The sequence below is a fragment of the Pedobacter sp. R-06 genome, from assembly GCF_049913135.1.
Classification (GTDB): domain Bacteria; phylum Bacteroidota; class Bacteroidia; order Sphingobacteriales; family Sphingobacteriaceae; genus Pedobacter.
Genome location: NZ_CP183977.1, coordinates 5,298,449 through 5,317,120, shown reverse-complemented (window position 1 = coordinate 5,317,120; position 18,672 = coordinate 5,298,449). Strand labels below are relative to the sequence as shown.

The 18,672-nt window shown below is 31.2% G+C and carries 17 protein-coding genes; all 17 read left to right on the top strand.

The window, feature by feature from the left end; all coding sequences use genetic code 11:
* The first annotated feature begins 106 nt into the window (after positions 1 to 106).
* Positions 107 to 499 (top strand): hypothetical protein, encoded by a 393-nt coding sequence (locus tag ACN9MR_RS21430; RefSeq protein WP_426326539.1) that lies wholly within the window; start codon positions 107 to 109, stop codon positions 497 to 499.
* Entirely contained in the window at positions 496 to 2,055 is a 1,560-nt protein-coding gene (locus ACN9MR_RS21425; RefSeq protein ID WP_426326538.1) for a hypothetical protein, read from the top strand. The genes ACN9MR_RS21430 and ACN9MR_RS21425 overlap by 4 nt, the downstream gene beginning before the upstream one ends.
* 7 nt (positions 2,056 to 2,062) lie before the next feature.
* Positions 2,063 to 2,797: a hypothetical protein gene (locus ACN9MR_RS21420; protein ID WP_426326537.1), complete on the top strand. Its 735-nt coding sequence runs from the start codon at positions 2,063 to 2,065 to the stop codon at positions 2,795 to 2,797.
* A complete protein-coding gene (locus ACN9MR_RS21415) occupies positions 2,794 to 3,840 on the top strand; it encodes an acyltransferase family protein (protein WP_426326536.1) in 1,047 nt (348 codons plus the stop codon). The genes ACN9MR_RS21420 and ACN9MR_RS21415 overlap by 4 nt, the downstream gene beginning before the upstream one ends.
* A 231-nt stretch (positions 3,841 to 4,071) precedes the next feature.
* Entirely contained in the window at positions 4,072 to 5,538 is a 1,467-nt protein-coding gene (locus tag ACN9MR_RS21410; protein WP_426326535.1) for an oligosaccharide flippase family protein, read from the top strand.
* Positions 5,501 to 6,631, top strand: coding sequence for a WavE lipopolysaccharide synthesis family protein (locus ACN9MR_RS21405; RefSeq protein ID WP_426326534.1), 1,131 nt, complete (start codon positions 5,501 to 5,503; stop codon positions 6,629 to 6,631). Before ACN9MR_RS21410 ends, ACN9MR_RS21405 begins: the two co-directional genes overlap by 38 nt.
* Before the next feature lie 23 nt (positions 6,632 to 6,654).
* A complete protein-coding gene (locus ACN9MR_RS21400) occupies positions 6,655 to 7,896 on the top strand; it encodes a protoporphyrinogen/coproporphyrinogen oxidase (RefSeq protein WP_426326533.1) in 1,242 nt (413 codons plus the stop codon).
* Between the two features lie 2 nt (positions 7,897 to 7,898).
* Entirely contained in the window at positions 7,899 to 8,795 is an 897-nt protein-coding gene (locus tag ACN9MR_RS21395; protein WP_426326532.1) for an alpha-1,2-fucosyltransferase, read from the top strand.
* Between the two features lie 318 nt (positions 8,796 to 9,113).
* Complete coding sequence (locus tag ACN9MR_RS21390; protein ID WP_426326531.1) at positions 9,114 to 9,689, top strand: DapH/DapD/GlmU-related protein; 576 nt, start codon at positions 9,114 to 9,116, stop codon at positions 9,687 to 9,689.
* 416 nt (positions 9,690 to 10,105) lie between these two features.
* On the top strand, positions 10,106 to 10,888 hold the full coding sequence (locus ACN9MR_RS21385; protein WP_426326530.1) for a hypothetical protein: 783 nt from the start codon (positions 10,106 to 10,108) through the stop codon (positions 10,886 to 10,888).
* A gap of 374 nt (positions 10,889 to 11,262) precedes the next feature.
* Entirely contained in the window at positions 11,263 to 11,535 is a 273-nt protein-coding gene (locus ACN9MR_RS21380) for a hypothetical protein (protein WP_426326529.1), read from the top strand.
* Positions 11,532 to 12,851 (top strand): hypothetical protein, encoded by a 1,320-nt coding sequence (locus tag ACN9MR_RS21375; protein WP_426326528.1) that lies wholly within the window; start codon positions 11,532 to 11,534, stop codon positions 12,849 to 12,851. Before ACN9MR_RS21380 ends, ACN9MR_RS21375 begins: the two co-directional genes overlap by 4 nt.
* Before the next feature lie 307 nt (positions 12,852 to 13,158).
* Positions 13,159 to 14,277: a glycosyltransferase family 4 protein gene (locus tag ACN9MR_RS21370; RefSeq protein WP_426326527.1), complete on the top strand. Its 1,119-nt coding sequence runs from the start codon at positions 13,159 to 13,161 to the stop codon at positions 14,275 to 14,277.
* A gap of 29 nt (positions 14,278 to 14,306) precedes the next feature.
* Positions 14,307 to 15,434 (top strand): GDP-mannose 4,6-dehydratase, encoded by a 1,128-nt coding sequence (gmd, locus tag ACN9MR_RS21365; RefSeq protein ID WP_426326526.1) that lies wholly within the window; start codon positions 14,307 to 14,309, stop codon positions 15,432 to 15,434.
* Positions 15,435 to 15,444: 10 nt separating this feature from the next.
* Entirely contained in the window at positions 15,445 to 16,410 is a 966-nt protein-coding gene (locus tag ACN9MR_RS21360) for a GDP-mannose 4,6-dehydratase (protein WP_426326525.1), read from the top strand.
* Positions 16,410 to 17,525, top strand: a complete 1,116-nt coding sequence (locus ACN9MR_RS21355) for a glycosyltransferase (protein ID WP_426326524.1) — start codon at positions 16,410 to 16,412, stop codon at positions 17,523 to 17,525. Before ACN9MR_RS21360 ends, ACN9MR_RS21355 begins: the two co-directional genes overlap by 1 nt.
* Positions 17,512 to 18,609, top strand: coding sequence for a mannose-1-phosphate guanylyltransferase (locus ACN9MR_RS21350; RefSeq protein ID WP_426326523.1), 1,098 nt, complete (start codon positions 17,512 to 17,514; stop codon positions 18,607 to 18,609). The genes ACN9MR_RS21355 and ACN9MR_RS21350 overlap by 14 nt, the downstream gene beginning before the upstream one ends.
* The last annotated feature ends 63 nt before the right edge of the window (positions 18,610 to 18,672 follow it).

The following is an 18,672-nucleotide window of genomic DNA, read 5'->3' as shown; positions in this document are numbered from 1 at the left end:
AATTTTCTGTTAACCTCCATCTTAAAGGGAGTTGAAAATTTGAGTTTCAGATAATGGAATGACATTGTTTTTTTGAGAGATTAGATATTTTAAAATAAATTAAAAAATGAAAAGATTAATAGTAGATTTAGATGATACCATTTCAATAACGGTAGAGGGAGATTATGTAAACAGTGTTCCTATTCAGTCTTTCATTGATGTTTTGCATAAGTACAAAGCCCAGGGATTTGAAATTGCCATCAATTCCAGTCGTAATATGCGTACTTATGAATCTAATGTGGGCAAAATAAATGTTTATACCCTGCCCAATATAATAGAATGGTTGGGGAAATATAATGTGCCTTTTGACGAGGTTTATATTGGCAAGCCTTGGTGTGGTTTTGAGGGTTTTTATATTGATGACAAGTCGATTCGACCATCAGAATTCATAAATATGGATTACGAGGAAATTATTGCCATGTTGAAAAAAGAAAAAGAATTCATTCATTCATTGGTATGATTTTAATAACTTCTGCGGCATATATTTCGCCAGAGCTCATCACTGAATTTGGAAAATTGCCGCCATCTATGTTGCCTTTGCAAAATAGACGTTTGTTTCAGCATCAGTTGGAATTATTTAATAATCGGGAACAAATTGTTATTTCTCTGCCACATGATTTTGTTTTGACAGAAAGAGATGAAATATTGTTTCAGGAAAATAATATTTTGATAGTAAAAGTTCCGTTAGAACTATCTTTAGGGCAGTCAGTCGTTTATGTTTTGAATGTGATTGGCAAGTATCAAGAGTCACTGAAAATTTTACACGGAGATACTCTGTTTAAAGAAATACCGCAAGGTAATGATTTGTGTATCGTTTCGGATGAGCAGATTAATTACAGTTGGGCGCATTCTTCAGGTAATAATCAGAATAAAGTTTATGCAGGATATTTTTCATTTTCTAATCAGAGCCTGTTAATAAAGAAGATCACTGAGCATAAGTACGAATTTATGGATGGGATTAAATCCTATCGAGATGAAATTCAAGTTAGAGAAATTGATACTAATTTTTGGCTTGATTTTGGACTTGTCAATTCGTATTACCGTTCAAAATCTTTTCTGACAACACAAAGGGTATTTAATGATTTAGCCATCAATCGATTTTCTGTGAGAAAATCCAGTAGCGATAAGAATAAAATGTTGGCGGAGGCAATGTGGTTTAAAAATTGTCCTCTGAATTTGAAACCCTTTCTACCTTCTCTATGGGAATATGGTGAACAAGAAAACAAGTCTTATTATGAAATTGAGTATTTCTATTTGAATACTTTATCTGATTTATATGTTTTTGGAAACCAGCCGCTGTTTGTTTGGAGGAACATATTCCAGGCCTGTAATTTATTTGTCACTACTTGTTTAAGTAACAGATCTACAGCGGACGTGGATTTAAGTTCGTTCAATGATAAAATATATTCGGAGAAAACTTTTTCCAGATTAAAAATGTACACTTCGCAAGAAAATATAAATCTTGATGAAGCATGGATCATTAATGGTATTGGAGTGCCCTCATTAAACGAGATTGTTTTGGAAATGAATGCGGCGATCCCAGATCCTGAAAGGAAGCATTTATGCATTATGCATGGTGATTTCTGTTTTAGTAACATTTTATATAATTTCAAAACACAATCCATAAAAGTAATTGACCCAAGAGGTCTGGATTTGGACGGCAAAGAGACTATTTATGGAGATGTTCGTTATGATGTTGCTAAATTAGCACATTCTGTTTTGGGGCTTTATGATTATATTATTGGAGGTTGTTTTTCTTATAAAGAAACCAGTCAGTACACTTTGGAATTTGAAATACAAGCGGAACCACATATTGCTCATATCCAACGACATTTTAAGGCACAAATTTTTGGGGATATGAATTTAGATCAATTAAGTACCTATCCTATATTAGTGCATTTATTCTTGTCAATGTTACCCTTGCATAGTGACCATCCCAAGAGACAGAAAGCGATGTTGGCCAATGCATTGAAAATTTATGTGGAATACAAATCACGGAGCGAAATTATAGATTAATAAGATTATGACAATAATAATTCCAATGGCAGGTTTAAGCAAACGATTTACCGATTCAGGGTTTACTTTGCCGAAATATATGTTGTATGCTAGAGAAAAGAGTCTTTTTAATTTAGCAGTTAGTAGTTTTGAAGCCTATTTTAAAACTGAAAAATTTATTTTTATCGCGAGGGATGTATTTTGTACTAAAGAATTTATCAAAAAAGAATGTGAAATATTGGGTATTTCTTTTTTTGATATTATTATTCTTAATGAACCTACAAGGGGACAAGCAGAAACTGTTTATTTAGGTTTAATAGCTTCAAATTTACCAGACGATGAGCCCATTTTAATTTTCAATATTGACACTTTTAGACCAAATTTCAGCTTTCCGGTTGAATTATTAAATTGGGATGGTTATTTGGAAGTTTTTGAGGGTGAAGGGGCTAACTGGTCCTATGCAAAAACCGAGCATAAAGACTCTACAAAAGTAATTCAAACAGCTGAAAAAGAAGAGATATCCAAATATTGTTCTACAGGTATCTATTATTTCAAGAAGAAAGAAGCATTTGTAGCTGCATTTGATGCGGCTAATGTTGATATATCTAAAATAAAATTGAAAGAGCTTTATGTCGCTCCATTGTATAACTATTTGATTTCTAAAGAATTTAATGTCCATATTGAAGTTATTAGGCGTGATGAGGTTATTTTTTGCGGAGTACCAGAGGAATATTTTAATTATTTAGATAAAAAATTATCATGACCTATAGTTCAATACAGTATTTAAGAGCTTTTGCAGCTTTTTCTGTGATTTATATTCATCTGACTTATTTGTTTTTCGATATTAATTTTTGTGGCGCTATTGGGGTAGATCTTTTTTTTGTGATTTCAGGGTTTATAATGGCAAATTCTATTACGAAAAAAATAGAATCGGGAAGGGAATTATCTGCTTTGGCATTTATAGGTAGAAGGATTAGGAGAGTGTATCCACTTTATTTTTTGTTGTCAAGCTTGTTTTTAATTATATTTTTAGTATTTCATCGTGATCCTATTTTTTACTTGAAGCAGTATTACTTATCTATGTTATTCATACCCATACAGAATGGTAATAAATATGCAGACCCAATTTTATTTGCAGGATGGTCATTAAATTTTGAGATGATTTTCTATATAATAATTGCTTTTTCAATTTTATTATTCAGAAAATTCTGTTTGCATATCGCTTTTTCAATTCTTTTGCTCTTAGGCTTGGTCGGTTTGTGTTTTACTTTTAACAATATATACGTAGATACAATTTTTTGCAATCTTTTTTTAGAATTTGCATTAGGTATTATTGCATTCTGGATATGTAATAAAATTAATGTTAAAAAAAAATTCTTCCTAAATATCTTTTTTTGCCTTTCTATTGTTGTTTTTTTTGTAAGTGCTTTAGGCAAGGATTCCGGATATGGGTACTTGGGAATTCCAAGAGATTTTATTAAGTTTTCTTTCGAACATGTTGAGCTTTTAATGCCTAGGTCTTTAATTTGGGGAATTCCTAGCTTCTTTGTTTTTTTATCTACTGTCCTTTTCTTTAAGGATAAAAAGCAAATAGTTGCACTTGAAAAATTAGGTGATATTAGTTATTCTATGTATTTAGTGCAAGTTCCATTGATTTGGTTTTATGATGGTCATACATTGTTAGTACATAATAATATTTTGATTGTGCTGATTGCGTTAACGATGTGCGCGTGCATTGTTTTGATTTCATTGTTCACCCATAAATACATTGAAAAAGAAGAATTTTTGGCTTTTTTCAAAAAATGATAGGGATATAGGGTAATATGTTTAGTAATTAATTATTAAAATGCTAAAGTACCAGCTGTATCTGGAAAATTAAATTTCACTTTAATAAATTCCGTGTATCTAGGGTTCAGTAAGACCAATATCACAGAAATGTTCTATGGTATACATGAGATAACAAATGGTAAGAGACAATAAACGATATAGAATTTAAATACAAAGCGTAAACGAGAAATCAATCAACTAAACCTTTATATGTCTGTTTCAATAAAATCAAATTATATATTTAATTTAATCAATACAGTAACACTTACTTTATCTCCTTTAATAACGTTTCCATACGCAACCCGAATTATGCAAGCAGATGGAATAGGTATTGTCAATTTTTATAATTCGATAGTTGTATACATAACAATAATTGTAGGCTTAGGGATTCCGTTATATGCAGTAAGGCAAATAGCAAGAGTAAGAAATAATAAAAAAGAATTAGATCAAACAACAGTAGAAATATTTTTTCTACATTCCATATTAACAGTAATTGGTTATTTAGTTGTTTTTATTTTATGTTTAACGGTTCCTAAAATATATTCTAATACTTATTTGTTTCTCCTTTTAAGCTTGTCGATAGCTTTTACTACAATTGGTTGTGAGTGGTATTATCAAGGAATGGAGGATTACAAGTTTATTACAATAAGAGCAATTATCATCAGGATTTTATGTGTTTTAATGTTATTTCTCTTTGTTCGTTCTAAGGAGGATGTTTTGTTGTATGGAACTTTTATTGTATTAGGCACAGTTGGCAATAATATTTTTAATTTCATTAGGCTTACAAAATTGATTGACGTCAAAAATATCCAGATTAAAAGATTAAATCCATTTAAGCATTTGAAATCTGTATCTAAAGTATTTATGTTGACTGTTATATCTACTATGTATATATCTCTTAATTCTATTTTTCTTGGCTTTACTAACAGTGATTCGGCTGTAGGTTATTACACTACAGGCCTTAAAATATTTTCTATAATTTTCGGAATCATTGGTGCGTTAACTGCAGTAATGCTCCCACGTTTTTCTAATTTATTTGCTGAAAAGAAAGACGAGGAATTTAAATTTTTAGCACGACAAAGTTATAGATTCGTGATAAGCATAACTTTACCACTCACAGTTGGATTAATAATTGCAAGTCCGTATGCTGTAGTATTGTTAAGCGGAAAATCGTTTGAGCCAGCTGTGCTTGTTTCTCAAATTATTGCACCACTTTTACTTATTATTGGTTTGTCCAATGTTTTTGGTATGCAAATTTTATATCCGATTGGACGCATAGATATTATAATTAAGGCTGCTATTTTTGCGAGTATTGTTGATATAGTAATCTTAATACTAACAATTAAGCACTCCCTACTTGGAGCGGCACTGGGGTATTTATGTGCTGAAATAGTAGCAACGGTAAGTATGTATATACTTGGGAAAAAATATATTCCAATAAAAGTATTTGACAAATCACTTATTAATTATGTTGTAGCTGTTGTGTTTATGACTGCAGTACTCTTAATTATTAGATTATTAAATGTGTCAAATCTAATTATGATATTGATTATGTCAAGTACTGGGGCGCTGAGTTATTCTATTATATTAATTTTACTTAAAGATTCTCTTTATATTGATTTTATCAAAAAAATAAAACATGGAATCTTTAAAAAATTGGATTATAATGGTCATTAAGAAGATTATTACTCAAGTTCTAATTGTAATAACTCGATTTTTAATGTATTGCATTAGTCGTGTGGATAAGAAAGGTAATTTAGTGTTGCCATTATTGTTTAATGGATATGAAAGATATTCCGAAAACTTTTGCAACTTTAAATTATATCCAAAGAACGCTGATTATTTTATTCCATCGAACATAAAAACGGTTACAAAACCAGGAGAATTTGCAATCGTATTACAAGGTATTATTGAAATACGTGATAATTTCACAATTGAAACGGTAAAACTATACAAAAAAATATTTCCAGGTGCAATAATTATTATTAGTACATGGGATTATACCGACAAAGATTTATTAGATGAATTTAAGATTCTAGGATGCGAAATTGTTCTTAGTAAAGATTTCAAACCTTGTGGTTTTGGTAATGTGAATTATCAAATTTGTACATCACTTGCAGGAATTAAAAGAGCAAAAGAACTAGGGGCTTTATATACATTGAAAAACCGTAGTGATTTAAGAATATACAAAGAATTCGCATTCGAATACCTCAAGAGTCTTTTAACTATATTTCCAGTTGATAAAGATAATCCTTTTCAACTTAAAGGCAGGATAATATCTCCTGCTGGTAATTCCGGACAAATGTTTATGCCTTTGTGGCTACAGGATTTTTATTATTTTGGATATACTGAAGATATGATTAATTTTTTTGATATTCCATACGATTCTCTACAGGTACATTCCGCACAAAAATACCTAAAAGAAAAATATGGTAAATTTGATGGAGAGATTATGTGCAATATTCCAGTGCCCGAAATATATATCACTAAAACTTTTATCGAAAAGTATATGAGGGCAGAGATGAAAGTGATAAATCACTGGAATCTTATAAGGCAGTATTTCATTATGGTTGATCATGAAGCTCTCAATTCTTATTGGCCTAAATATAAATTATATAACCTTAGTTCATTTTATTGTGAATATGATGGTAAACACAATTTTATTGATCCTTATAAACATATCAGTTCTGTAGATTTTTTAAATCTTTATAACAACCAATATGAATATGAGGATTGGATGGAAGGAATTCGCAAAAAAAATATTTATTAGAATTATGAATCAATATAAATAATATGAAATACATAATAATTGGAGGTGGAATATCTGGATTGTCAATAGCCAATCTATTGAATAAAGAGAATGAAGTTATCGTTCTTGAAGGAGATAGTAGACCAGGAGGAATGATAAAATGTGATGTCATAGATGGTTCTTTATATCATCGTACAGGTGGTCATGTATTCAATAGCAAACGTAAAGACGTTATGGATTGGTTCTGGTCTTTTTTCTCAAAAGATGAAGATTTTACAAAAGCATTGAGGAATTCAACTGTTTTTATGCCAGATGGTAAAGTCATTCCATATCCTATTGAGAATCATATTCATATGCTGGATAAAGTTAATGGTGAGAAAATTGTAAAGGACTTGGTGCAGATGGCAAAAGATTCTGATAATGAGCCAAATAATTTTGATGAATTCTTAAAAGGTAGATTTGGAAAAACACTATATGATTTATATTTTCAGCCTTATAATTATAAAGTTTGGCGCAGAGACTTAACTAATGTGCCTTTGTTTTGGCTTGCAGGTAAATTACCAATGCCTACAGTTGAAGAAATCATTTTTAATAATTTATTTCATGTTGATGAAAGATCTTTTGTACATAGCTCATTTTATTATCCACAAAAAGGAGGTTCTCAATTTATTGTGGATTCAATGGCAAAAGGTCTAAAGGTTATTTGTAACTCTAGAGTAGATAGTGTAAAGCGTAATGGGGTTAAATGGATTGTAAATGATATTGAATGCGATAGAATTGTCTTTTGTGGAAATCTAAAACAAATTCCTGCGCTGTTCGATGAACATTTTAATTTATCAGGTTATGATAAGAAAATTGAGGAGTTAGAATTTCATGGAACAACATCTGTCTTCTGTGAAATAGAAGAAAACCCATTTAGTTGGGTATATATGCCAAGTCGTGAGCATGAGTCTCACCGAATCATTTGTACAGGTAATTTCTCAATTAACAATAATGCTCCCGGTAAGATGACGGGAACCATAGAGTTTACAGATTATATATCAAAAGATGATATTATTGACAATTTACAAAGAATACCTCTTTCACCAAAGTATATTTCTCACCATTATGAAAAATATTCATATCCTATTCAGAGTACAGATACTCGAAAAATGATTGAAGATCTAAAATTTGATTTGGAGAAAAATAATATTTATTTAAGCGGTCGTGCAGCTGAATGGGAGTATTATAATATGGATGCAGCCATGGGAGCTGCATTAGATTTGTATAACAATAAATTGAAATAATTATGGTATCAGTATGTTTACAAGCTGGATTGGCAAATCAAATGTTTTGTTATGCTTTTGCAAGAGGCTTAAAAGCTAAAGGATTGGATGTCTATATAGACCAAAGTAATTTTAAACCAAGAAAGGAGTGGGCTTTTGAATTTGTGAGATTGCAAGATGCGTTTCCAGATATTGACGTAAAGTCGACTAATGAACATAAATTTAAGTATAGTTGCATTACTGGTGTAAAAGGATTTCTTTTGCGGAAATTGTCAAATATTTTTGGTAAAGAAAAGTACATAAAAGAGCCGGTCTTTAGTTATGTGCCGGATATGCAAAAAAGAGCTACTAAAGATTGTAATTTTATTGGCTTGTGGCAGACAGAGAAATACTTTGAAGATTGCAAAGAAGATGTGAGAAAGAATTTTACTTTTCTACCATTTGATGAACCAAAAAATATTGAGATTTACAAGAAAATGGAGCGTGAGAATTCAATTGCAATTCACGTTCGCAAGGGTGCAGATTATCAGAAATTTGACTTATATCAGGGTATTTGTTCAAAGGAGTATTATGAAAGATCAATTGCACATATGAAGGAATGTGTGGATGATCCAGTATTCTACGTGTTCACAGATAACCATGATTGGGTGAAAGAAAATATCAAAGATATAGAATATACTTTAGTGGATTGGAATCCGACGAGTAATAAGAGAAATTTTCGCGATATGCAATTGATGTCGTGTGCCAAACATAATATTATTGCAAATAGTACATATAGTTGGTGGGGTGCATGGCTTAATAGAAATCCTGATAAGATTGTAATTGCTCCAGAGCCTTGGTTTAATCCTGAGGTGGAATTTTATAAGCATAACAATGTAGTTTCAGACCTATGGGTAAAGATTGATAGTGTTAAAAAATAATGATTTGAAAACAATAAAAGAGGATCATTTGATAATTTTATCTAATAATACTACTTGAGATAATTTATCTAATACTTGTGCGTGTTTTCGTAATTTATTTAACAATTCCAAATTTAAAAATTTTATAATTTCATTTTCACAAGTTGCTTGTTTTATTACAGCTACGTATTTTTTATCAGGATATATAGTCGCAATAATTTATAATAGTTATAGTGTAATGTTTCATTGTTTTTATCTTTATCAATTGTATATTATTTAACTATATTTTATTGTACGTTTTTTTAAAACAATTTATTGCACTAATAAAAAAAATAGAGAATGTTATTTAGGTTTATCAATATTTGTCGCCGTGTTCAGAATATAATCTATTCTTATCTATATGTATTTGGTATAAAATCTGTTGGCAAGAATTTTCGTATTGAATATCCAGCTCGTATTCATGGAGGAGAGTTCATAAATATCGGTAAAAATTTTAACAGCTTTGCTCGTCTAAGATTAGAGGCATATGCAAAACACAATGGGCATACCTACAAGCCTTTAATTACTATAGGGGATAATGTTTCGATTAATTTTGATTGTCACATTGGCTGTATAAATAAAATAGTTATTGGTCATAATGTACTCATTGCTAGTAAGGTATTTATTACTGACCATTTTCATGGAAGTACTGATTTTACGTCAATACAAGTTCCACCTTCAAAAAGGAAAGTACAATCTAAAGGCCCAATAATTATTGAAGATAATGTGTGGATAGGGGAAGGTGTAGCTATAATGCCTAATGTTACAATTGGGAAAAACAGTATTATTGGGGCTAATGCGGTAGTTACAAAAAGTTTCCCCGAAAATTCAATAATTGGGGGTGTTCCGGCACGTTTATTAAAAAATGTTGAATAATATGATGATTGGAAATATTGTTTTCAGTATAGAAGGGTAAAAATATGTCAAGGTTAATGTTTCAAAAACTAGGAATATATCTAACTATATTCACTTTAATATTTTATAATTTTCACAGATATATATTTAAATACAATTCAGAGAGCACGTCACCCACATATACAAATACCCCTATCGTTTGGCAGATATCTAAATATATATTAATTTTATTCTTTATTAGTCTGTTTTATTTCGGTTCAAAATTTAAATTCGTTTTTAATAAGAACTTTTTGCTCGTTTATTGCACTATTTTATTTGTAATATTTATTAATATTATAGCTATATTCTACTACAAAAATTTATCTTCTTCAGTTAATGAACTTGAATATTGTTTTTATTTTATTGTCTTGATGCCCCTATGGTTTACAGAAAATAATTTGGAAAGCATAGGTATCAATTACCATAAGATTATTAATATAACTGGAATAGTGCTCTTTATTTCGAATGCTCATGTAATTCTAAATTATTTTCTATTTGGAAGATTGCCCGCCTTAGGTTACGAAGGCGACTTAGTACGCTTTGGAGGATACTGGGATGATCCAAATGGTTTTGGTTTTATCAGTGTAATTTTGGCTTTTTATTTTTTATTCAATAAGAATTATTTTCTTTTGTTTGCGGCTTTAGTTTCCATAATAATGACATTCTCATTTACAGCATATTTTATGTTATTTATATCTGCGATTTTTTGGGTATGTAAGTATTTTAAACAAATCAACGTTAAAATCATGTTTTATGCATTTGTTATAGTTGTTTTTTTAGTTTATCAAGTGCTTGAAAATTGGGCCGCTGTGAGTTTGCTGCTAGAGTCCAAAAATGGGTCAGTAAATCAACACTTAAGTAATGATTTGATTTTTAATCCTTATCCGCTAGCAAACTCTAACATCCAATTTTCAGAAACATGGTATTTGTCGTTTATATACAATTATTTTCCTTATTCAATATTTTTTATTATTTTAATTTTAATATTATTTTTTTGGTCAATAAGAGGAAAGTCTCAACTTTTTTTTAAATATATTATCTTTATGTTTTTGATGTATAGCCTCTTTCTTCCAATGTATTATGTTTTTCCAATTAATTTTATCTTTATTGTATTACTTACTACTAGTTTAAAATATAGACAAAAGGAGGTTATAGCTATAAATTATTCTAAGAATGCATAAATATAATAGGCCTGTAGACAATACTTAGAAATTATGAATTGAGAATTGCCAAAATAAGGCATCCTAATGATTTGAGAACGATGACATCACATGGGATTGGTGAGAAATATAAAGAATCATCTATTTTACTTTTCAGAAGATTATAGATTAGATATCCACCTCTATTAATCGCTGAATGTGCTTTTTTTATACGGATAAAAAGAGTTCGTAGTTTTAACTTTAAAATTTATTCTTTTTCTGAACAAGATATTTTTTTCTCACATTTATTTTATAAGTATACAGGAAACATTAGGTTTCTTTAAATGGGGGCTTTCAATAAATTATGATTGCCGTATAGCTTGTAATAATAAAATTATAATCGATTATAGTATAACATGGTTAATAAATTTTTTATAATACATCATTATAATGATGATGCAGCGTTTGAATATATAATTTGCCTCCATCACTTAGGAAAACTGAGCCAAAGGACCGGTAATATGGGAGATAACTTTTGCAAAGGCGAAGTTGTTGCCATAATGCCAAACGTAACAATAGCAAAAAATAGTATATTTGGAGCAAATGGTGTTGTTACCAAGAGTTTTCCACCAAATTCAATTTTCGAAGGTTTTCCTACAAGCTTATTTAAAAAACGCAGAGTAATATGAAGAATAAAGATATAGTTTTCAGCATAGTTGCAAAAAACTACCTTCCATTGGCTTTCACTTTAGGAGAAAGTTTAAAAAAACATAATACAGATTTAGATTTCTGTATTTTATTAGTAGACAAAGTTGATGACTTAAAACTAGCAGACCAGCCCTTTAAAGTTTATAGTTTAAATGAAATTGATCTATCTAGAGATAAGCTTGAAAATATGTCTTTCAAGTACAACCTAACCGAATTTTGTACAGCTGTTAAACCCTTTTTCTTTGATTTTGTATTTAAGCTTGGTTATGAAAAAGCGATATATTTTGATCCTGATATTTGTACATTCTCTTCAGTACAACCTATCTTCGATGAATTGAACAATAAAAGCATTGTCGTTACACCACATTTCTGCACACCAGAGTTAGATTACACTGGATTAATTACCGAATCTTTACTATTGCATGTTGGGGCATTTAATTTTGGCTTTGTTGCAGTTAGCTCAACAATGCAAGGTAAACTTTTTATCAATTGGTGGATGGCTAGGTTATATGACAAGTGTTATCAGGATAAATTAGAATCGCTACATACGGATCAGAAATGGGGAGACTTAATCCCATCCTATTTTCCTAATGAAACCTTAATTTCTCATGACATTGGAAGAAATATGGCTTTTTGGAACCTTCATGAGAGAAATTTAATAAAAGTTGATGGAAACTTTTATGTTCAAAACAAGCTTGTGGCTAATGATGATACAAAATTAATATTCTTTCATTTTGCAGGATTTGATATTTCCGGGGCTACTGGGCGTGTACATAAAAACCACCCAGAATATATGATTGAAGAGTTTCCTGCATTAGGTAGCCTGTTTAGTTGGTATGCGGATCAACTAAAGATAAACGGTTACGACTTTTACATTAAATTTAGATATGGTTTTGATTTTTTCGATAATGGAGAGTTAATTCAACCATATCATCGTAGGCTTTACCGTAGACTTTTTGAAGATGACATTGATTTAAACAATCCTTTCGCTATAAAAGGGGGTAAATTTTATGGTATGCTAAAAAACAATAAGCTCTTATCCGGAGTGAAGTCAAACGCTTTGAAAGGAAACCATTTAACTCACCCAGGCTTTGAGTCGAAAATGAAAAAATTGAATAAGTTAATGTTGTTGTTAAAGTTTGTATTGGGTGTCGATAAATATTTTCTTCTGCTAAAATTTATGCAGAGATATTCAAGAACCGAAAATCAATCGTTTTTAGTTAAAGAAGTTAGAGATGATTATTATTTTATAAATGAAAATATTAATTATAGGAAGCTAAATCAAAAGTTAAAGTAAATATGCATATATATATATTGTTAAAACGAGCAATGAATTTATACTCTCTCATAAGTGGTATTATTGACGAATAACATTTAAAAACCAAATAAATTTAGCGAAAATAATTATTATAAATTTGTAACTTAATTAAGTTATGGTAATATCATTATTTTCTCAACAAAGTTTAGTGATTTATTATTATGTTAACGGATCGATTTAGAAAATTCCCTCTATCTTACATACATATTTCTTTTACAAGCTTAATTATTATAATTTGATGTTGATGCTTGATGTATACATTTCCAGTTAGCAAACACTCTAATTTATGATAGATAAAAAGATAGTTATAGACGTAAGAATGATAAATAGTTCTGGTATTGGTAGATATATTCAATCTATGATACCTACAATTATTTCTAAATTTCAGCACTTAGTTTTAATTGGTAATCCAGAAGAATTAGTAAAATTTGATTGGTTTAATAAAGTGGAAGTTATTAGTTTATTAGAACCTATTTATTCAATCAAAGAACAATTTAGCTTAAGATCATTAACCCCAAAATGTGATATATTTTTTTCACCTCATTACAATGTTCCTTTGTTCTTGCCACAAGCAAAAAAAAAGGCAGTAATTATTCCAGATGTAAATCATTTAGTCTTTCAGGAAGGTCTTTCGTACCTCAAAAAGATTTATGCTAAATTTTTTTACTTTAGAGCATCTAAACAAGACCTTGTATTTACTATATCTGAATTTTCAAAGAAAGAAATTAGTAGATTTACAGGCTGCGACGAAAAAAAAATAATTGTTGCAAAATGCGCAATCGATAAAGAATATTTTAACAATTTAATAGAGTTGAATTCAAGAAGGGAAATACCTGATGAATTGAAGAAGTATAGCAATGAAAAATTTATTTTGTATGTTGGAAATATAAAACCACATAAAAATCTAAAACGATCATTATTCGCTTTTGAACAGTTGTTAAAGAAAGATGGTAACATAAAATTTGTTATGGTTGGCAAACGAGATAATTTCTTAACAAAAGATGTTGAAATTTTTAATATCGTTGAAAATAATCCGGTATTAAAAAAGGCGGTTGAATTTACGGGGAAAATTGATGATCTTGATTTAGCATACATTTACAGTAAGGCAGAGTTGTTGCTCTTTGTATCATTGTATGAAGGTTTTGGCTTGCCTCCATTAGAAGCAATGTATTTTGGTTGCCCAGTTATATCATCAAAATTTGGATCATTACCCGAAATTTGTGGTGATGCCGCTCTTTATTGTGATGCCCTAAATGTTGATGACATTGAAGCAAAAATCTCAGAATTACTTGTAAATGATCAACTAAAGGCAAAAATTTTAACAAACGGAACAAACAAAGTTAATGAATATGATTGGGATAAATTTAATCGAACAATTGTAGAAAATTTAGAATTACTTACATAAAATTAAAGAATTTATTAAAACAAAAATTGATGAAAAAAGCAATAATTACTGGCATAACCGGGCAAGATGGAGCGTATTTATTGGAATTACTTTTAGATAAAGGTTACGAGGTTCATGGTATAAAAAGACGTAGTTCTCTTTTCAATACTGATCGTATTGATCATCTTTATCAAGATCCACATTCAGATAATGGAAGGTTTAAGCTTCACTATGGTGATTTAACCGACGCGACCAACTTGATTAGAATTGTCCAAGAGGTTCAACCAGATGAAATTTATAACTTGGGTGCTATGAGCCATGTGAAGGTATCTTTTGATTCGCCTGAATATGTGGCCAACGTAGATGGTCTAGGTACCTTAAGAATATTAGAGGCCGTAAGGATTTTGGGTTTAGAAAACAAGACTAAAGTGTATCAAGCGTCTACTTCTGAATTATATGGGGGAATGCCGGAAAACAAAAATGAGAAAGGTTTTTATGATGAAAATTCACCTTTTTATCCTCGTTCGCCCTATGGAGTAGCTAAAATTTATGGTTTTTGGATTACTAAAAACTATCGTGAGGCATACAATATGTTTGCTTGTAACGGTATTTTATTTAATCATGAAAGTCCATTAAGAGGTGAGACTTTTGTGACCAGAAAAATTACAAGGGCTGTAGCTAAAATTGCTCAGGGTTTGCAAACTAAACTATATTTAGGAAATCTTGATGCTCAAAGAGATTGGGGCCATGCAAAGGATTATGTTGAGGCGATGTGGAGAATTCTGCAACAAGATGTTGCTGAAGATTATGTTATTGCCACTGGTGTAACCACTAGAGTAAGGGAATTCGTAAGATTGGCCTTCGAAGAAGTTGGTATCGTTGTTGGTTTTGAAGGAGAGGGAGTAAATGAAATTGGCAAGGTAATTTCTTGCTCTAAAGCTGATTATCAAGTACCTGTTGGAACAATAGTCGTTGCTGTTGATGCTACATATTTCAGACCTACTGAGGTTGATCTTCTTATTGGTGATCCAACCAAATCAAAAACAAAATTGGGATGGGAGCCTAAATATGATTTATCAGGCTTAGTAAAAGAAATGGTGGCGGCAGATGTTGATCATTTCAAAAAAGAAAAATTGCTAAAAGAAAACGGATATTATATCAAAAGTCAATTTGAATAATAGCTAGATTATGAAAAAGAAAATAGCGATTATTTCCGGAATTACCGGACAGGATGGCGCTTATTTGGCACAACTACTGGCCGGGGAAAATTATACAATTGTCGGGCTTACCCGAAGTAGTCATAATTTTAGTACAAAGAATTTTAAGTATTTAAACATAAAAAATGATATTGTAATTGAGGAATGTGATCTATTGGACTTTTCGAGTATTATTAAGGTTTTGCTGAAATATAAGCCTGATGAATTTTACAATCTAGCGGCTCAAAGTTCTGTTGGGATCTCTTTTGAACAACCCATCGGTACATTAAATTATAATACACAATCTGTTCTTAATATATTAGAGAGTGTGCGTTTATTGCAATTAGACACGAAAATTTATCAGGCCAGTAGCAGTGAAATGTTTGGCCAGGTGAAATCTCTACCTGTAACTGAAAGTACTCCAATGCATCCACTAAGTCCTTATGCGATTTCAAAAGCATCCGGGTTTTGGATTGGTGTTAATTATAGAGAGTCTTACAAAGTATTTTGCGTAAACGGTATTTTGTTTAATCACGAATCGTATCTACGCAGTCCGAACTTTTTTGTTAAGAAAGTGATCAGAACATCATTGGAAATAAAGAAAGGTCTGAAAGATGAGCTGAGGGTTGGTAACATCGATGTGAAACGTGATTTTGGCTATGCTCCAGACTATGTTAAGGCCATGTGGCTTTCTTTGCAGCAAGATAAAGCTGATGATTATTTAATATGTTCGGGAACGTCTATTTATTTAAGGGATATTATAACCTACACAATGGATTATCTTAGCATTTCAAAAGATAAGTTAGTGGAGGATCCACAGTTGTTTAGACCTACTGATATGGAAGATATGTTTGGTGATAACAATAAGGCAAAAACAGTTTTAGGATGGGAATATGATAAGTCATTTTTTGATGTTCTCGAAATATTAATTAATGAAGAAGATAGAAACTTTAAATAATGAAAGTAGCAATTGTCCATGACGAATTAATGCGAAGGGGTGGGGCAGAGCAGGTGGTGATGACAATGCTTAAGACTTTTCCTCAAGCTGATGTTTTTACACTTGCTTACAACCCTGATGGTACTTATCCAGAATACAGGGATTATAAGATTAGGACATCTAAGCTTCAGTTTCTTTCGAAAAGTGTAAAGTGGATGCAGCGGTTATACTTTCCTTTTGGGGTAATGGCAATGAAAGCATTGGATGTTCATGGATATGACGTAGTATTAATTTCAAATACGCATAGTGCTAAGTATGTAAATATCGATGCAAAGGCATTAGTATTTATCTATACGTATACACCTTTCAGACTTGCCTGGAATCCAACCTCCTACAGTCAGTATAATAATTCGTCAGGTATTTCGCGTTGGATATTTGATCGGGTGGTGAGTGTTTTAAGAAAAATTGATAAAAAGGCTGCTCAGAGGGGCGACTATTATTTAGGCATGACCGAAGAGACTGCTCAACGCATCCGAGATGCTTATGGTGTAACAGATATTAAACTTATCCCCCCAGACGTAAAGACAAAAAACTTTCATATTTCCAACAAACCTAAAGAGTATTATCTTTTGGTTTCCCGCCTTGAATATTATAAGAAGGCTGATCTGGCAATTGAGGCTTTCAATAAACTCGGCTTAAAATTAATTGTTGTAGGTAATGGTACGAAAGCTGAAGAATTAAAACAGCTTGCGGAGAATAATATTGATTTCAGAAAGGGTCTTTCAAGCGAGGAACTTGCTGAGTTATATGCCAATTGTAAAGCACTTATTTTTCCACAACATGAAGACTATGGGATCACGCCTCTAGAAGCAAATGCATCTGGAAGGCCGGTGATAGCCTACGGTGTTGGTGGAGTATTAGAAACCATGATTCCCTACACCAATGACGCAACTAAGGCCACCGCAATCTTTTTTAAGGAGCAGACTATAGAAAGTCTTATTGAGGCTGTAAAGCTATTTGAAATGCTTGAGTTTGATCCCGACTTCATCAGAGCAAATGCGGAAAGATTTGATGAAAATGTCTTCCAAGAAGAACTTAAAAAATTTGTATTAAAAAAGTATAATGAAAAAAAATAATTATGTACTTATTATGGCCGGCGGTGTTGGCTCTCGTTTTTGGCCAAAAAGCCGTAATCATTTTCCAAAGCAATTTATTGATATTTTAGGAATTGGTAAATCTTTATTACAGCTTACCTATGAGCGATTTTTAAACATTTGCCCAAATGATCAAATATTTATATTAACCAATGAAAGCTATTCGGATTTAGTCGCCGAACAATTGCCCGCTGTTTTAAAGGCTAATATTTTGTTAGAACCTAGCCGCAACAATACTGCACCTTGTATTGCTTATGCTATTTATAAAATTGGTCAGTTAAATCCCGATGCCAATATCGTAGTTGCACCTTCAGATCATTTGATTTTAAAGGAAGATATATTCTTAAATAAAATAGTACAGGCGTTAGATTTTAGTGCGAAAAATGATGCCTTATTAACCTTGGGCATTACACCGACTAGACCGGACACAGGCTACGGTTACATTCAGTATCAGGATTTTAGTATAGAGAATCAAGGTGTGCCAGGTGAGATTAAAAAAGTAAGTGCCTTTATGGAGAAGCCCGTTTTGGCTAAGGCAGAGGAATATTTACAAAGTGGAGATTATGTTTGGAATGCAGGAATATTTATCTGGTCAGCAGGTTCCTTGAAGAAAGCATTTGAGAAATATGCCCCCGAAATAACTACGCTGTTTGAAAGTGGCTTGCCTTTTTATAATACACCTGATGAAGCTAATTTTATTGCTGAAAATTACCCATTAAGCCCTAATATTTCTATCGATTACGCCATTTTGGAAAAAGCCGATAATGTATACACCATTCCTGCTGATATTGGCTGGTCTGATTTGGGCACCTGGGCTTCTTTACATGCGGTTGGAGAAAAAGATACCGATAATAATATGGTTAATCTTACTAAGATTAATTTGAAAGACACGAACAATTGCATTATACACTTACCCAATGATAAAGCGGCGGTAATAAGGGGATTGGATAACTATATTGTTGTTGATGATGGTGATGTACTTTTGATTTATCCAAAATCGGAAGAACAGGAAATTAAGCAAGTAGCTAAGGAAATGGTTAACGAACATGGAATAAAATATGCTTAGTATAATAAAGCCAAATAACATTAAGAAGTTTACATTTTTGTAAACTTTTTTTGTATCTACATA

Excerpts from the sequence above, each read along its gene's own strand:
- ACN9MR_RS21370 (WP_426326527.1), top strand. The coding sequence starts at position 13,159 with ATGATAGATAAAAAGATAGTTATAGACGTAAGAATGATAAATAGTTCT.
- ACN9MR_RS21410 (WP_426326535.1), top strand. The coding sequence starts at position 4,072 with ATGTCTGTTTCAATAAAATCAAATTATATATTTAATTTAATCAATACA.
- ACN9MR_RS21420 (WP_426326537.1), top strand. The coding sequence starts at position 2,063 with ATGACAATAATAATTCCAATGGCAGGTTTAAGCAAACGATTTACCGAT.
- ACN9MR_RS21355 (WP_426326524.1), top strand. The coding sequence starts at position 16,410 with ATGAAAGTAGCAATTGTCCATGACGAATTAATGCGAAGGGGTGGGGCA.
- ACN9MR_RS21405 (WP_426326534.1), top strand. The coding sequence starts at position 5,501 with ATGGAATCTTTAAAAAATTGGATTATAATGGTCATTAAGAAGATTATT.
- ACN9MR_RS21425 (WP_426326538.1), top strand. The coding sequence starts at position 496 with ATGATTTTAATAACTTCTGCGGCATATATTTCGCCAGAGCTCATCACT.
- gmd (WP_426326526.1), top strand. The coding sequence starts at position 14,307 with ATGAAAAAAGCAATAATTACTGGCATAACCGGGCAAGATGGAGCGTAT.
- ACN9MR_RS21395 (WP_426326532.1), top strand. The coding sequence starts at position 7,899 with ATGGTATCAGTATGTTTACAAGCTGGATTGGCAAATCAAATGTTTTGT.
- ACN9MR_RS21350 (WP_426326523.1), top strand. The coding sequence starts at position 17,512 with ATGAAAAAAAATAATTATGTACTTATTATGGCCGGCGGTGTTGGCTCT.
- ACN9MR_RS21390 (WP_426326531.1), top strand. The coding sequence starts at position 9,114 with ATGTTATTTAGGTTTATCAATATTTGTCGCCGTGTTCAGAATATAATC.
- ACN9MR_RS21375 (WP_426326528.1), top strand. The coding sequence starts at position 11,532 with ATGAAGAATAAAGATATAGTTTTCAGCATAGTTGCAAAAAACTACCTT.
- ACN9MR_RS21430 (WP_426326539.1), top strand. The coding sequence starts at position 107 with ATGAAAAGATTAATAGTAGATTTAGATGATACCATTTCAATAACGGTA.
- ACN9MR_RS21400 (WP_426326533.1), top strand. The coding sequence starts at position 6,655 with ATGAAATACATAATAATTGGAGGTGGAATATCTGGATTGTCAATAGCC.
- ACN9MR_RS21380 (WP_426326529.1), top strand. The coding sequence starts at position 11,263 with ATGGTTAATAAATTTTTTATAATACATCATTATAATGATGATGCAGCG.
- ACN9MR_RS21360 (WP_426326525.1), top strand. The coding sequence starts at position 15,445 with ATGAAAAAGAAAATAGCGATTATTTCCGGAATTACCGGACAGGATGGC.
- ACN9MR_RS21415 (WP_426326536.1), top strand. The coding sequence starts at position 2,794 with ATGACCTATAGTTCAATACAGTATTTAAGAGCTTTTGCAGCTTTTTCT.